The sequence below is a fragment of the Bacteroides sp. AF25-5LB genome (assembly GCF_003602965.1).
Taxonomy (GTDB): Bacteria; Bacteroidota; Bacteroidia; order Bacteroidales; family Bacteroidaceae; genus Bacteroides; species Bacteroides uniformis.
Window position 1 is genome coordinate 70863 of record NZ_QTMC01000013.1, and the last position, 15011, is coordinate 85873.

Annotated in this window: 14 protein-coding genes; 11 read left to right on the top strand and 3 right to left on the bottom strand. The window is 47.3% G+C overall.

Annotated features, from left to right (window positions below):
• The 4 genes from DWY57_RS14575 (at position 1) to DWY57_RS14590 (ending at position 4637) form a co-directional block, all read left to right on the top strand.
• Positions 1-762 carry a thiamine pyrophosphate-dependent enzyme gene (locus DWY57_RS14575; RefSeq protein ID WP_117600927.1) on the top strand — a complete coding sequence of 254 codons (762 nt, stop codon included), beginning with the start codon at positions 1-3 and terminating at the stop codon, positions 760-762.
• Positions 763-784: 22 nt separating this feature from the next.
• Complete coding sequence (locus tag DWY57_RS14580) at positions 785-1330, top strand: 2-oxoacid:acceptor oxidoreductase family protein (protein WP_005826606.1); 546 nt, start codon at positions 785-787, stop codon at positions 1328-1330.
• A gap of 254 nt (positions 1331-1584) precedes the next feature.
• On the top strand, positions 1585-3795 hold the full coding sequence (locus DWY57_RS14585; protein WP_117878056.1) for a putative porin: 2211 nt from the start codon (positions 1585-1587) through the stop codon (positions 3793-3795).
• 11 nt (positions 3796-3806) lie between these two features.
• Entirely contained in the window at positions 3807-4637 is an 831-nt protein-coding gene (locus tag DWY57_RS14590) for a transporter substrate-binding domain-containing protein (RefSeq protein WP_119961968.1), read from the top strand.
• Positions 4638-4910: 273 nt separating this feature from the next.
• Here DWY57_RS14590 and DWY57_RS14600 read toward each other — a convergent pair whose 3' ends face one another.
• On the bottom strand, positions 4911-6836 hold the full coding sequence (locus tag DWY57_RS14600; RefSeq protein WP_119961969.1) for an NAD(+) synthase: 1926 nt from the start codon (positions 6834-6836) through the stop codon (positions 4911-4913).
• 296 nt (positions 6837-7132) lie between these two features.
• On the opposite strand from DWY57_RS14600, the gene DWY57_RS14605 reads away from it, so the two are divergent.
• From DWY57_RS14605 to DWY57_RS14630, 6 genes are all read left to right on the top strand, one after another.
• Entirely contained in the window at positions 7133-7567 is a 435-nt protein-coding gene (locus tag DWY57_RS14605; RefSeq protein WP_117600930.1) for a transcriptional repressor, read from the top strand.
• A gap of 26 nt (positions 7568-7593) precedes the next feature.
• Positions 7594-8151, top strand: a complete 558-nt coding sequence (locus DWY57_RS14610; protein WP_005836026.1) for an NADH peroxidase — start codon at positions 7594-7596, stop codon at positions 8149-8151.
• Positions 8152-8275: 124 nt separating this feature from the next.
• Entirely contained in the window at positions 8276-8800 is a 525-nt protein-coding gene (locus DWY57_RS14615) for a sigma-70 family RNA polymerase sigma factor (RefSeq protein WP_119961970.1), read from the top strand.
• Positions 8797-9255, top strand: a complete 459-nt coding sequence (locus DWY57_RS14620) for a hypothetical protein (protein ID WP_005826626.1) — start codon at positions 8797-8799, stop codon at positions 9253-9255. The genes DWY57_RS14615 and DWY57_RS14620 overlap by 4 nt, the downstream gene beginning before the upstream one ends.
• Before the next feature lie 12 nt (positions 9256-9267).
• Positions 9268-9738, top strand: a complete 471-nt coding sequence (locus tag DWY57_RS14625) for a DUF4252 domain-containing protein (RefSeq protein ID WP_005826627.1) — start codon at positions 9268-9270, stop codon at positions 9736-9738.
• Between the two features lie 20 nt (positions 9739-9758).
• On the top strand, positions 9759-10664 hold the full coding sequence (locus tag DWY57_RS14630) for an outer membrane beta-barrel protein (protein ID WP_119961971.1): 906 nt from the start codon (positions 9759-9761) through the stop codon (positions 10662-10664).
• A 111-nt stretch (positions 10665-10775) separates the two neighbouring features.
• Here DWY57_RS14630 and DWY57_RS14635 read toward each other — a convergent pair whose 3' ends face one another.
• Positions 10776-12437, bottom strand: coding sequence for an outer membrane protein transport protein (locus DWY57_RS14635; RefSeq protein ID WP_119961972.1), 1662 nt, complete (start codon positions 12435-12437; stop codon positions 10776-10778).
• Positions 12438-12473: 36 nt separating this feature from the next.
• Positions 12474-13838, bottom strand: coding sequence for a hypothetical protein (locus DWY57_RS14640; protein ID WP_119961973.1), 1365 nt, complete (start codon positions 13836-13838; stop codon positions 12474-12476).
• Positions 13839-14119: 281 nt separating this feature from the next.
• Here DWY57_RS14640 and prmA point away from each other — a divergent pair, with 281 nt between their 5' ends.
• Complete coding sequence (gene prmA, locus DWY57_RS14650) at positions 14120-14962, top strand: 50S ribosomal protein L11 methyltransferase (RefSeq protein ID WP_119961974.1); 843 nt, start codon at positions 14120-14122, stop codon at positions 14960-14962.
• The last annotated feature ends 49 nt before the right edge of the window (positions 14963-15011 follow it).

The window sequence follows — 15011 nt, forward strand, 5'->3', positions numbered from 1 at the left end:
ATGACAAAAGAAGATATTATAAAGCCCGAGAATCTGGTTGCCAAGAAACCGACTCTGATGAACGACAATCCCATGCACTACTGCCCGGGATGCAGCCACGGCGTAGTTCATAAACTCGTAGCCGAGGTTATCGAAGAAATGGGACTGGAAGACAAAGCAATAGGCATCTCCCCCGTGGGATGTGCCGTGTTCATCTATAATTATATAGACATCGACTGGCAGGAAGCCGCCCACGGACGTGCGCCCGCACTTGCCACTGCCATCAAGCGCCTTTGGCCGGACCGCCTGGTGTTCACTTACCAAGGAGACGGCGACTTGGCTTGCATCGGTACTGCCGAAACCATCCACGCCTTGAACCGCGGCGAAAACATCACCATCATCTTCATCAACAATGCCATCTATGGTATGACCGGGGGACAAATGGCTCCCACTACCCTTGTAGGCATGAAGACTGCTACCTGCCCCTACGGACGCGACGTGCATCTGCACGGCTATCCGCTGAAGATGGCCGATATTGCTGCACAACTGGAAGGCACCGCTTATGTGACACGCCAAAGCGTACAGTCTGTTCCTGCCATCCGCAAAGCGAAAAAGGCCATCCGCAAAGCATTCGAGAACTCTATGGCAGGCAAAGGTTCCAACCTTGTGGAAATCGTCTCCACCTGTAACTCCGGCTGGAAGATGTCTCCTGCGAAATCCAATGAATGGATGGTAGAGAACATGTTCCCCTTCTATCCGCTGGGCGACCTGAAAGATAAATAATCATGCTAAAGACAGAAGAACAATGAAAGAAGAAATCATTATAGCAGGCTTCGGTGGACAAGGTGTATTGTCCATGGGAAAGATTTTGGCATATTCCGGATTGATGGAAGGCAAAGAGGTGACTTGGATGCCGGCTTACGGACCGGAACAACGTGGTGGTACAGCCAACGTAACAGTCATCGTGAGTGACGAGAAAATATCCTCACCCATCTTGAGCAAGTACGATGCTGCCATCATCCTGAACCAGCCGTCACTGGAGAAATTCGAAAGCAAGGTAAAACCCGGAGGCGTACTCATCTACGACGGTTACGGCATCATCAACCCGCCGACGCGCAAGGACATCCACGTTTACCGCATCAACGCCATGGATGCCGCCAATGAAATGAACAATGCCAAGGCGTTCAACATGATTGTATTGGGTGGATTATTGAAAATCAAGCCGATGGTTACACTGGACAGTGTACTCAGAGGATTGAAGAAGACACTGCCCGAACGCCACCACCACTTGATACCGATGAACGAAGAAGCTATCAAGAAAGGAATGGAACTTATTCAGGAAATGAAATGAAAGGCTGTGTAAAGCCACTCCCCCATAAGAGGAGGAACTTTACGCCAGAATAAGAGATAAAGGAAAGCGGATAAGCCCTTGTGATATTGATTTATTGCAAGGGCTTATTTCATTTCAAGCCCCCAAAGCATGGATTCAAGGGCAGAGAACCGGAAGCAGTATAGGGCAAAACAGAAAACAAGACATTTTAAAAGAAGCAAAAAAGGCTGAATTCAGTAAGCAAATAATTTTTTATTGTATCTTTGCGCCTAATTATGAGACGAATTGTACTGACATATATATTTCTGTCCGTTATAGGGATATGGGGGGCTATGGCGCAAAACACCTTAAACCCAATGAACAATCGCGACCGGTTCGGTAACCAGATTGACCCGAATACCCAGCCGGACAATCTGGAAGACAGTACCAATACTGAGATTCAAAGTCTTCCGCCAAAGCTTTACATGTGGAAACTAAGTGAGACACTAGGCAACCGTACCATCATACCTGCCGATACAGCCAGCCTCAACTTCCAGAGTACCAATCTGGTGGAAGGAATGTTCGGCCACTACAATTACTTGGGGAATTTAGGTTCTCCACGTCTCTCACGTCTGTTCTTCGAACGAGAGGAAAGCGAACCCACCATCTTCATGGCTCCCTTTTCGAGTTTTTTCATACGTCCCGACCAGGTGCTTTTCACTAACAGCAACGTGCCTTACACCAATCTTACCTACTACAAGGCCGGCAACAAAGTGAACGGTGAAGAACGCTTCAAGTCCTACTTCTCCGTCAACGTCAACAAACAGCTGGCATTTGGCTTTAACATCGACTATCTGTACGGGCGCGGTTATTACCAGAACCAGTCCACCTCGCACTTCAATGCAGGTCTGTTCGGTAGCTATATCGGTGAAAAATATCAGGTACAAGCAGTCTACAACAATTTCTTCCTGAAAATGAACGAAAACGGCGGTATTGCAGACGACCAATACATCACCCGTCCCGAAAACATGTCTGGAGGAAAGAAAGAGTATGAATCCACCACTATACCGGTCAAATTGGAACGGAGTTCCAACCGCAACAAGGATTTTTATATCTATCTGACACAGCGCTATCGTCTTGGTTTTACGCGGAAAGTACGGAGCACACAGGAAGGCAAACCGACGGAATCCGCACCCCAAGCTTCTTCCTCCCCGTCCTCCGAAGCCAAAATATCCGCTTCGAACAACGACATAGCATTGCCAAACGACAGCATAGCATCAAAATCGGTCGGCACACTTGCAGCCGTCAATGACAGCTTGCCGTCTGTTTCTACCGCAGACAACGACTCACTTTTCGAAGAAGAGTTCGTCCCCGTCACCAGCTTTATCCATACCCTGAAAGTAGAACGGTCGCGGCACCAATTCCGTTCGGGAAGCGAGCCCGAAGGATTCTTCCCGGAAGACTACAAACTTTACAAGAATTACAGTAACGACTCTACCACTGCATTCAGTGTAAAGAACGTGTTCGGAATAGCCTTGCTGGAGGGCTTCAACAAATATGCCAAAGCCGGACTTACGGCTTATATCTCCCACAAGTTTAGCCGGTACGACCTGATGAACACGGACACGCTTACCGACATGCGCCGCATCCGCTACACCGAGCAGGAAATCTTTCTGGGTGGCGAACTCGCCAAGCGCGAAGGCAAACTGCTACACTACAACGTAAACGGTGAAGTGGGCTTGGTAGACAAAGCCATCGGGCAGTTCCGTGTCAACGCCAATCTGGACCTGAACTTCCGTCTATGGAAAGATACGGTGAACTTCTACGCCCGCGGTTATGTGAGCAACACGCTTCCTTCCTTCTATATGCGCCATTATCACTCCAACCACTACAACTGGGACAATGACAACATGGACAAAGAATTCCGCACGCGTGTGGAAGGCGAACTGAACATTTCTCGTTGGGGAACCAATCTCCGTGCCGGTGTAGAGAATATCAAGAACTACACCTACTTCAACCAAAGCGCCCTGCCCGAACAGAACGGAGGCAACATACAAGTGCTGTCTGCTACGCTGAAACAAGACTTCCGCCTCGGTATCTTCCACCTGGACAACGAAGTGACCTGGCAGAAGACGAGCAATGAAACAGTACTTCCATTGCCCCAACTCTCGCTCTACCATAACTTCTACATACTGGCCAAACTCGCCAAGAAGGTGCTAACCGTTCAGTTGGGTGCCGATGTCCGTTACTTCACCAAGTACAACGCACCCGCCTATGCACCCGGCGTCCAGCAATTCCATCTGCAACCTACGGACGACTTGGTGGAAATAGGCGGTTACCCCATCGTAAACGTATATGCCAACCTGCACTTGAAGCGGACGCGTATCTTTGCCATGATGTATCATGTCAACGCAGGTATGGGAAGTGCCAATTCCTTCCTGGTGCCGCACTACCCCATCAATCCGCGCCTGTTCAAGATTGGTGTCTCATGGAACTTCTATGACTAACAGATGGGCGTATGACGAAAAGCAGACTGCTCAAATACGCATTTCTGGGGATTACAGCGGCTCTCATAGCCCACTATCTCATCAAGAAAGAAGAAAAGCCGAAAGGTCATCCGCGCGACTATGCCGAAATAGCTGCCGAAGGCATCATACATGCTTCGACGGAATACAACTCCATCAGCTTCTATGTGGATGATGACACCTTGTCCGGTTTCCACTACGAGCTGATAGAAGCTTTTGCACGCGACCACGGACTGCAAGCTGCCATATCACCGGAAATGAGCTTCAACAAGCGGCTAGAAGGCCTGGCCGATGGGAAATATGACGTGATTGCCTACGGCATCCTTGCCACCAGCGAGCTGAAAGACTCCTTACTGCTTACCACCCCCATCGTATTGAACAAGCAAGTGCTGGTGCAGCGCAAGCTCGAGAATGTTCCCGACTCATCACTGTTCATCAAAAGCCAACTGGACCTGGCGGGCAAGACACTGCACGTAGTGAAAGGCTCCCCTTCCATACTACGCATCCGCAACCTGGGAAATGAAATAGGCGACACCATCTACGTTGAGGAGATAGAAAAGTACGGTCCCGAACAACTGATTACCTTGGTAGCCCACGGAGACATCGACTATGCCGTATGCGACGAAAGCATTGCCCGTACCGCAGCCGACAGTATTCCTCAAATAGACATCAATACCGCCATCAGCTTCACGCAATTCTATTCCTGGGGGGTAAGCAAACAGTCCCCTATCCTGCTGGACAGCCTCAACACATGGCTGGATAGTTTCAAAAAGGGAAAGGAATACAAGAAAATCTACAAACGATACTACGGGAAACGAAACTAAGCTGCACTTTTCCATACACGCAGCATATCCCTACTTTTACAACTACTTATTAATCAACAGCTTATTACTGCAAAATCCTGCATACATTTTGCAGTGCCACTGCAAAGCCGTTGCAGTGGCGCTGCACACCGATATGCAGTACGACTGCAACAGTTATGCAGTGATACTGCAACACGTTTGCAGTCGCACTGCAAAACACATGCAGCAAGAATGCAAACAAGATGCAGTCATCAAATACCCATATCGATATTACGGCATACCCGAAGTAAAGAATTAGGGTCCTTCCACCTCCCTTAGCCACATCTCCGACGAAGCATCGCTCGGCATTCTCCAATCGCCGCGCGGGCTCAGAGAGATACTGCCCACCTTCGGACCATCCGGCAAGCAGGAGCGCTTGAACTGCTGGTTGAAGAAACGACGGCAGAAAGTCTGCAACCATTTTTTGATGGTTTCTTCATCATACATCCCCTTGAATGTGCGTGCTGCCAGGAAAAATATCTTGGAAGGACGGAAACCGCAACGCAGGAAGTAATAAAGGAAGAAGTCGTGAAGCTCATACGGACCCACCAAGTCCTCGGTAATCTGCTGGATATTACCGTTCTCATCTGCCGGAATCAGTTCCGGGCTGATGGGAGTATCCACAATGTCGAGTAAGGTAGCACGTGAAGCATCGTCCATATCATGCTCCGCCACCCATTTCACCAAGTGCTTCACCAGAGTCTTGGGGACGCCGGCGTTCACACCATACATCGACATGTGGTCGCCGTTGTAAGTGGCCCATCCTAAGGCAAGTTCCGAAAGGTCGCCGGTACCGATGACCATTCCCCAGGTCTGGTTGGCAATATCCATCAGGATTTGGGTACGCTCCCGTGCCTGCGCGTTCTCGTAAACCACGTCGTGCACATGGATGTCATGGTCTATATCCTTGAAATGCTGTACGCAGGCCTCCTTGATACTGACTTCGCGGACGGTCACACCGAGGGAATTCATCAAGTCAATGGCATTCGTATGAGTGCGGTCGGTCGTCCCGAAGCCCGGCATAGTGATGCCGATGATGCCCTGGCGGGACCATCCCAACTTATCGAAAGTCTTTACGCAAACCAGCAACGCCAGCGTAGAGTCCAGTCCGCCCGAGATGCCGATAACGGCACTCTTCGCCTTGGTATACACCAGCCGCTGCGCCAGTCCGGACACCTGAATGGAAAATATCTCTTCACAACGCTCGTCCAGCGCCGCCCCCTGTGGGACAAACGGATGCGGTTCAAAAGTACGCGTCAGATTCAAATCCTTGCTGTTGACATACTCCGTAGAGATTCGTACCGGAAGCTCCGAAGCACAATTTGCATGGCAGGCGGCAAAAGTCGTATTCACCCGGCGCTCCATGCGCAAGTGTTCCACGTCAATTTCGCTGACAACCACCTGCCCGTCGAAAGAAAAACGTTCGTTTGCCGCCAGCAGAGTCCCGTTCTCATAAATCAACCCGTTACCGGCAAACACCACATCCGTAGTGGATTCTCCGAAACCGCATGAGCTGAACACATAACCGGCAATGCAACGTGCTGACTGCTGGCTGATGAGCGAGCGCAAATAATTGTGCTTGCCAATGCCTTCATTGTCAGCCGAAAGATTGAACAAGATTTCCGCACCTTGCAGTGCCAGCGTCGAGCTAGGCGGTATGGGCGCCCACAAATCCTCGCATATCTCCACTCCGAAAGTGGTATCCGCTGTTTCGAACAGCAGGTTTCTCCCCATCGGAATAATCTGCCCGCAAAGGCGCACACTGTTTTCCGCCACATCACAAGCGGAAGTAAACCAGCGTTTCTCATAAAATTCCTTATAATTGGGAAGATAAGTCTTCGGAACAATGCCCAGCACTTTCCCCTTCTGAATGACAACCGCCGCATTCAACAACACACCGTTCAGTGCAACGGGCATGCCCAATATCGAAATAATATCCATCTGGCGCGTATTGTTCAGAATCTGTATCAGCCCCATTTCCGCCTCTTCGAGCAGAAGTTGCTGGGCAAAGAGGTCGCCACAGGTATATCCGGTAATGCATAACTCCGGAAAAGCTATGATTTGCACACCTTTCCCGTCGGCTATAATAATCTCTTTTTCAATCTCTGAGGCATTGAACTTACAGTCAGCCACCTTGACACGGGGCACAGCCGCCGCTACTTTTACATATCCGTAATTCATAAGGATGTTATATTATTTATTCGATGCAAAGATACGGCAAAATTCTGATTAAGAGAGATAAGAGAAAAACGTTTTCTCTATATCGGCACGAGAAACTGACTAAAGCCGGGTGCATCCTATCTTCGCTTTTATGACAAAAATACGGCAACCTACCTACAAGAAGAGGAACACATATAAACAATTTTAATGACCGCAACTAAAAATTTTCCGGAAATCTTTTGGAGAATTATAGGAACTTCTTACCTTTGCAAAAGAATTAAAAATGTAATAATTACAAGTTTGAATATCAAGTTGGCATGGATGTAGTAAAACGATTGCAGAATCATAACATTAAGCCTTCAGTGCAGCGCATAGCCATTATGAACTACCTGATGGAGCATCGTACGCATCCCACGGTGGATGAAATATATACGGCATTGTCTCCCTCCATACCGACACTGTCGAAGACAACGGTATACAATACCTTGAAACTACTAAGCGAGCAAGGTGCCGCACTGACTCTGACCATTGACGAGCGCAATACGTGTTATGACGCCGATACCAGTCCGCACGGTCACTTTTTGTGTAAACGTTGTGGAAAGATTTATGACTTGATGTGCAATAATAGCATCAAGAAGGTAGTCGACATGGATATGGACGGACATGATGTGCAGGAAATCCACTACTATTATAAAGGAATCTGTAAACATTGCATAGAAGAAGAACGTTTAAGAACAACAAAGAATAACTAATTCAACTAATTAAAATCTGAGAGAAAATGAAAAAATTTAGATGTACTGTATGCGGTTACGTATACGAAGGAGATGCAGCTCCCGAAAAGTGCCCATTGTGTAAAGCTCCCGCAAGCAAGTTCGTAGAAGTTGAAGAAGCAACAGCTGACGGCCCGTTGGTATTTGCCGACGAACACGTAATCGGCGTAGCCAAAGGTTGCGACGACGAAATGATTAAGGACCTGAACAACCACTTCATGGGCGAATGTACAGAAGTTGGTATGTACTTGGCAATGAGCCGCCAGGCAGACCGTGAAGGTTATCCCGAAGTTGCAGAAGCTTTCAAGCGTTACGCTTGGGAAGAAGCAGAACACGCTGCTAAATTCGCTGAACTGCTGGGTGACTGCGTATGGGACACCAAGACTAACCTCGAGAAGAGAATGAACGCAGAATCAGGTGCATGCGAAGACAAGAAGCGTATCGCTACCCGTGCCAAAGCATTGAACCTCGACGCTATCCATGACACCGTTCACGAAATGGCTAAGGACGAAGCCCGTCACGGTAAAGGTTTCGAAGGTCTGTACAACCGCTATTTCAAGAAATAATCCTATACTTTTATAGTAATGTGAAGAAAAGGGACTGCTAATGTTAGTAAGTCCCTTTTTTTATTCCAACTTTTTTCACTTTACAATGTCACGTTTGTATTTCCCATTCGTCTTATCTGTGTAAATGGAACTCAAAGAATTCAAAATAACCGTTCTTCCACTCCGTGCCAAGCTGTTGAACTATGCACGGAAGTTGACCGACGAACCGGAGGATGCAGAAGATGCCGTCCAGGAGGTACTGCTCAAGCTATGGAACAAAAGGCTTGAACTGGAGCAATACCGGAGCATCGAAGCATTTGCCATGACGTTGACGCACAACATCTGTATAGATATGTGGCGCTACAAACGCAACGACACCCTATCTCTCGACATAGTGCAGGCGGCATCCCCCACCGGAACACCGGAACGGCTGTTGGAAATCAAAGATGAAATCCGTCTGATGCACGAAATCATCGACTCGCTGCCCAATCTTCAACGCACCATCATGCGGATGAAGGACATCGAAGGATACGAAACGGACGAAATCGCCGAAATCACGGGATGCGGACCGGAAGCCATCCGCAGCAATCTGTCAAGAGCCCGGAAGAAAGTGAGAGACGTTTACCTGCGAACCATACAAGAAAGAAAAGAAAGGAGAAATGAGCCATGAAGATAGATGAACTGCTGGATAAATATTTCGAAGGGGAAACTTCCTGCGAAGAAGAGCGTGAACTGCGCCGTTTCTTTACCGAAGAGGAAGTGCCGGAGCACCTGCAAACGTACCGCCCCCTATTCGCTTATCTGAACCGGGAAGCAACTTCAATGGCAGAACCGACAGAGGAAAAATCCGTAACAACAGAATCGGCAAAGGAAGTACCCGCACAGCGGAAGCCTTTCCGTCTCTATCGCACATTCTATGCTGTCAGCGGCATTGCCGCCGGATTGCTCCTGCTTCTCGGGGTAGCTAAGATTATATTTCCGCTTTCCGGTGTTCCCGAAAATTATGTCGTCATCGACGGCCAGCGGTATACAGACGAGAAACTGGTGGAAGCCAAAGCACTAGAAGCCCTGCAGAACGCCAGCTTCACGGATGAAGATTTAAGCAACTTACTGTTTCAACACTAATATAACAAGGTTATGAAAACATCTATACTGATTTGCATACGTAGTCTGTGCCTCTTTTCCCTGCTGATTTGCCTGCCAGCCTTTGTACATGCACAAGAGAGACTGCAAATAGCCGACCTATTCAGCAAGTATGGCGAGCAAAAGGACGTGACCAGGGTAGAACTGAACGGCAGTATCCTGAAATCTTACCGCATGACTACCTACAAGAGCCTTGTGTTCAAGAATGTATCCCCCTATCGCCGGGAAATTCAGCAGGCCATTGTACACGACAAGCAAGATAACGCAAAGAAGGCGCAGGAGGTAATGGAAAGCGGTGTGCTGCGCAGCGCTTATTACCAACTGAAAGAGGTGGAACGCAATGGAAAGAAGCTGAACCGCTACATCATTTTCAAGATAGGAAAAGACTCCATGGGCACTTTGATTTACATAGAGGGTCTGCTCAGTGAAAAGGAAATGATGGATATGCTTTACAAATCGGAATAACACTAAAAACAATATACGATATGAAAACCAGAATTATGATTTTGGCCTGCCTGCTTGCTGTGCCGGCCGGCCGCATGGCAGCACAACAACAGACTGACCCTGAACAGAAAGCTACAGTACAGACACAAGGCGACTCCATCATCATCCGGAAAGGAAAAGGAGACATGCGCATCAAGGTGTACGAAGAGCAGTTGGAAGACGGCGAGAAAAAAGAAGTGCAAATCTACGAAGGAGTCTATCTCGAGAAGGTGGATGCAGACAAGCGTACTTTCCTCGATGCCCTGCCATTCATCCCCAAAAAGAGAAGGTACAATGCTTACGAACCGCACTGTTCCGGTCTATTCATCGGCTACAGCCGGCTGGCTGACGACTTCCTCTCCTTCGGAGCAAGCGACAAGATGGGACTCGACTTATCCAAGTCATGGGAATTCGGCTTCAACATCCTCTCCGTATATCACAACTTCAAGAAGAATCCGCATTGGGGAATCAACCTGGGAGTCAGCTGGGGATACCGTTCTTTCAATATCGACGGTAACTATGCTTTACTAAAGGAAAATGGAACCAGTATTTTCACCGCAGGAAATGAAGAGACCAGCTACAGCAAAAGCCGTCTGCGCCATTTCTTCTTCCGTGTACCCGTATTGATGGAATGGCAGCAAAGAGTGGGAAGAAACAAAGTGTTCTTCAATGCCGGTCCCGAATTTGAGATACGTCACAGCGTGAAGTCATTCTCACACATCAACGGAGGCAAGAAGAAAACCGTAGGCAAAGGTATGTATGTGCAGCCCGTCGGCATAAACCTGCTGGCACAAGCCGGTTATGGTAATATCGGCATTTACCTGCGCTACTCCACATACGGATTATTCCAGAAAGACAAGGGACCGGAAGTATCTCCCTATTCATTTGGCGTGGCATGGTATCTGTAATCCCTCCCCTATAACACAAGACTCCCCGAAATGTATTTGTACATTCCGGGGAGTTCTTTTATACCCTAAGGTATTGACAATGAAAGGTTATCTGCAATGAAAATTGTTCTTCTAAAAACGCATGCCCAATGTAAATAGCACTTTACTGCGAGTGTTGGTAACTTCCGTTGTTGGCGGTGTTACCAAGCCATTTATATCATTATAAAACGGATAGAAATCAGATTTATAAGTATCGAATTTATAAGCCAAATCCGCATAAAACGAAGAAAAGCGATAACCGATACCTAAAGTGAAAGTATTCATCGATTTGCTATTGGCAAAATCCGTATCTGTATTTATAGAATTGGAAGGCAATGCCTTAATAGCATCCTTTTTATAGGCTGCAGTACTGTAATTGTAACCGGCACGCAAAGAGAAAGCAGGTATCGGCTTGTATTCTGCTCCTAAACGAAGCGTACTTACCCCCTTCATGCAGAGGTCAGCCTCACCCGTTTCCCATGCCATCTCATCACCTTCAAGATATTTGAACTTCATGCTTGAGTAATCCTCATATTCGTATTCAGCTCCTAAAGCCAGATAATTACCTACCGTATAGCCCAAACTGGCGTTAAACACCCACGGAGTTTGCAGCTTAAAATCACGATCCATGTCTCTACCGCCCAATGCAGAATAAGTATCTACAGTTGTACGGGTAAGATGTTCATTCCCTGCATTATCAGGCAAATACAAATCCGAAGTCAGCAATGCCCCCGTAGTATAAGTCAGTTTGTAATAGATAGGAGTATGCACAGCTAAACCTATACGAAGCGGAGAATCTTCAATTGGCCGGAAAATGGCGCCGAATTTAAAGTCGAAACCCGAACCATGTATACGATTAAAGCTCTCCAAGGAATAACCTTCGTCATCATAAACATGTGTGTCTCCTTCCAATGTATAGGCATACATTTCATCATAGAGAGAATATTTGTTGTAATCCACATCATAGGCTCCAAGAGTAACGCCAAAGTAGAAGCGGTCATTTACATTGAATGAAACATTGAAGTCATACTGGTCAACACCGCCACGCTCACGAGACAAGAAATAAGCATCCGCTTCGGAAGGAATATAAGGAAGATAAGTATTATAGTCCTCACTTTCTATATCTTCAAGAACAAGTGCACCTTGATACCCCATAGTCCCCAGCCATCCAGCATAATTATGTTGATAAATATCCTTGCGACCATAGTCCAAATAATCTCCTTGATCCGGATAATCATATTGAGGACGATGATAGAACGCATAAGCTGCATCCGTAGCCTGTTGTGCCATACTACGCACTTGAGATACATATTGATTATCTATGCTTCCCATCAACCCCTGCATCGTCATATTCTTATAGAACGACTTCGACTTATGGTAATTGAAACCGAAATTCACATATCGCAAAGGAGTATGATTACCTATCTTCGAAGCTATCACAAAGCCGGCATTATCAAAACTCCAGCGACTTTTATTCATTTCAAATTTATTGCCTACATAATTGCTTTCTGTACCCGTCATTGAATAGCCAAAGGTAAGCATGGCATCATTACTACGATAAATACCGATACCGGCAGGATTGGTTCCTATGGTAGAAATATCACCACCCAATGCTCCCATAGCTCCGCCCATTCCGACAAAACGGGCGGTTCCATTCAATTCCTTTTGTGCAATATTCGTTGCATCATATATTGTCTGTGCCCCCGCGCCTACAACTGTAAACATAGCAAGGGCTATCATGATTATCTTCTTCATAATTCTTAGTCTTGTTAAATTAAAACATGCTTATACTTACCTTCTTCTGGAACCACCACTGGAACGACTGACACCGCCGCCACTTGAGTAGCTGGAACGTGAGCCACCACCGGAAGAAAAGCTGGAAGAAGAACGGGTGCTACCGGACGAACGTACAGGAGCAGAATATGAACGACTGCTGCTACGATTGTTGTCATTGGAGTAGCTGCGTGTCGGTGCGGCGCTTGAACCTCTGTTATAAGTCGATGAAGTCCTGCTACGAGTGGAAGTTCCAACAGAAGAACGTATACCGGAAGAACGACTGCTACGAACTCCTTCTACACTACTATTATATGAACTACTACGTGTACTGCTTGGACGGGTGTAAGTGGAACGGCGAGTAGAAGCCGCACTCGAACGGTTTACACTTGAGCGAGTTGCAGAAGAACTTGAACGAACTGTAGACGAACTTCTTGTACCTACCACCCGACGGGTTGACGTACCGGTACTGCTACGTCTCACTTGACCGGAAGTTGTACTGCTACGACGTACAGCCTGCCCTCCATTTACAGCAGAAGAACGGCGGGAAGTAGAGGACGATACTCTGTTTCCGGCATAAGAAGAACGGCTCGAACCGTAAGAACGTCTATTGGTATATGCATTTCCCCAATGGCCACCGCCTCCATGATACCATCCAGGATAATAGTGGTGGTGGTGGTAATGATGATGGTGTCCCCACCAACCACCGCCGTACCAGCCGCCCCAGCTGAAACTCCAACTCGGACCGTACCAGCTGTTCCATCCCCAGCCATAGTAAGGATAGCCGCCCCAACCATAAGAGTTATAGCGCCAGTCCCACCACAAACGATTGGTAAATGTCGGGAAAGCGTATGCATACAGACCATCGGTGTACACGTTCCAATCCCAGGAATTCAAGCCATAGACCACATCCCAATACAGTGGGCTGCTGATGCTGATGGCATAACGGGGATTGCGGAAACGGATAATACGGGTAGCATACTCGTAATCATCCTGCGAACCCTCGAACTCACCGTTCACCCATTCGCCGTCCAGGCCGTCATCTTCTTTTTCATTGATGTAAAGGGTATCGTTCTCCATCACGAAATCATTGTCGCGGGAATCGTAACGACGGTTATATTCGTCCACATCGCGGATTTTCCCCTTACGGTCTTTTACTACAACAGTAGTGCTTCCCGGCGATGAATAAATAGTGGTCGGCGCATTCGACTTTACTACAATCTCTTCTACGGGAGCAGCTACTTTCTTCTCCTGCTTCACCTCTTCTTTTTTCTCTTCCTTATTCTTGGAAGGAGTGTAGTAAAGGTCGTCATCTATACTTTGTGCCACCAGTGTCCATGGGAGGCACAAGGCAAAAAGCGATAAAAAAACAATCTTTTTCATATTAGTTTGGTTTATGGATTTTACGTTTATCTATTTCTTCACGTCACAAAGATAACGCCGGATTTTATCCCATGCAGCAGATTTTCCCCAAAGATTTATAGGGAATTCCCTAAATACCCTATCATTCAATAAATCAAAGGCCCTGCCGGATAAAAAAAGAGCACGTTCGTTTTATTCTACCCCCGGTTTGCATTATCTTTGCAAAAAGATAAACAAATATACGCAGAAACAGGTTTGCTTCTAAGAATCATATTCTGTATTTAACAAACAATCATATTCCGATGAAATATTTAGAATTTACATTCCGCACCGTTCCGTGTACAGAAATAGTCAACGATGTACTTTCCGGCGTCTTGGGCGAAGCCGGCTTTGAAAGTTTTGTCGAGCAGGCCCACGGCATCACCGCTTACATACAGAAAGAACTTTATAGCGAAACCGTCCTCAAAGAGGCACTTGCCGACTTTCCCCTGCCCGACACACAAATAGAATACAGTTATGTGGAAGCCGAAGATAAAGACTGGAACGAAGAATGGGAAAAGAACTTCTTCCAGCCCATCGTCATCGGAGACCGCTGTGTCATCCACAGCACTTTCCACAATGATGTTCCCCAAGCTGAATATGACATCGTCATCAATCCGCAGATGGCATTCGGCACGGGACACCACGAGACCACCAGCCTCATCATCGGCGAACTGCTGGACAGTGACCTGCAAGGCAAATCACTGCTCGATATGGGTTGCGGAACTTCCATCCTTGCCATACTGGCACGCATGCGTGGAGCCTCTCCTTGTACAGCTATCGACATAGATGAATGGTGCGTGCGCAACTCCCTCGAAAATATAGAATTGAATGGAGTGGATAACATTACAGTATCCCAAGGTGATGCCTCCTCTCTGGAAAGCAAAGGTCCGTTTGATATGGTTATCGCCAACATCAACCGTAATATCCTCCTGGCAGATATGAAGCACTACATAGCCCGCATGAATCCCGGTGCGGAGCTGTTGATGAGCGGTTTCTACATAGATGACATTCCCGTCATCCGCGAAGAAGCCGAACGCAACGGGCTGCACCTTGTCCACCACCGTGAGAAGAACCGATGGGCAGCGGTGAAATTCCAGAAATAATAAAGGTCTATACTAAGAAGCTAAAGGTCAATATCAGGAAGCTAAAGTT

What these genes read in the sequence shown, in the direction of transcription:
- DWY57_RS14575 (WP_117600927.1), top strand. Translation starts at nt 1, where the DNA reads ATGACAAAAGAAGATATTATAAAGCCCGAGAATCTGGTTGCCAAGAAA.
- DWY57_RS14580 (WP_005826606.1), top strand. Translation starts at nt 785, where the DNA reads ATGAAAGAAGAAATCATTATAGCAGGCTTCGGTGGACAAGGTGTATTG.
- DWY57_RS14585 (WP_117878056.1), top strand. Translation starts at nt 1,585, where the DNA reads ATGAGACGAATTGTACTGACATATATATTTCTGTCCGTTATAGGGATA.
- DWY57_RS14590 (WP_119961968.1), top strand. Translation starts at nt 3,807, where the DNA reads ATGACGAAAAGCAGACTGCTCAAATACGCATTTCTGGGGATTACAGCG.
- DWY57_RS14600 (WP_119961969.1), bottom strand. Translation starts at nt 6,836, where the DNA reads ATGAATTACGGATATGTAAAAGTAGCGGCGGCTGTGCCCCGTGTCAAG.
- DWY57_RS14605 (WP_117600930.1), top strand. Translation starts at nt 7,133, where the DNA reads ATGGATGTAGTAAAACGATTGCAGAATCATAACATTAAGCCTTCAGTG.
- DWY57_RS14610 (WP_005836026.1), top strand. Translation starts at nt 7,594, where the DNA reads ATGAAAAAATTTAGATGTACTGTATGCGGTTACGTATACGAAGGAGAT.
- DWY57_RS14615 (WP_119961970.1), top strand. Translation starts at nt 8,276, where the DNA reads ATGGAACTCAAAGAATTCAAAATAACCGTTCTTCCACTCCGTGCCAAG.
- DWY57_RS14620 (WP_005826626.1), top strand. Translation starts at nt 8,797, where the DNA reads ATGAAGATAGATGAACTGCTGGATAAATATTTCGAAGGGGAAACTTCC.
- DWY57_RS14625 (WP_005826627.1), top strand. Translation starts at nt 9,268, where the DNA reads ATGAAAACATCTATACTGATTTGCATACGTAGTCTGTGCCTCTTTTCC.
- DWY57_RS14630 (WP_119961971.1), top strand. Translation starts at nt 9,759, where the DNA reads ATGAAAACCAGAATTATGATTTTGGCCTGCCTGCTTGCTGTGCCGGCC.
- DWY57_RS14635 (WP_119961972.1), bottom strand. Translation starts at nt 12,437, where the DNA reads ATGAAGAAGATAATCATGATAGCCCTTGCTATGTTTACAGTTGTAGGC.
- DWY57_RS14640 (WP_119961973.1), bottom strand. Translation starts at nt 13,838, where the DNA reads ATGAAAAAGATTGTTTTTTTATCGCTTTTTGCCTTGTGCCTCCCATGG.
- prmA (WP_119961974.1), top strand. Translation starts at nt 14,120, where the DNA reads ATGAAATATTTAGAATTTACATTCCGCACCGTTCCGTGTACAGAAATA.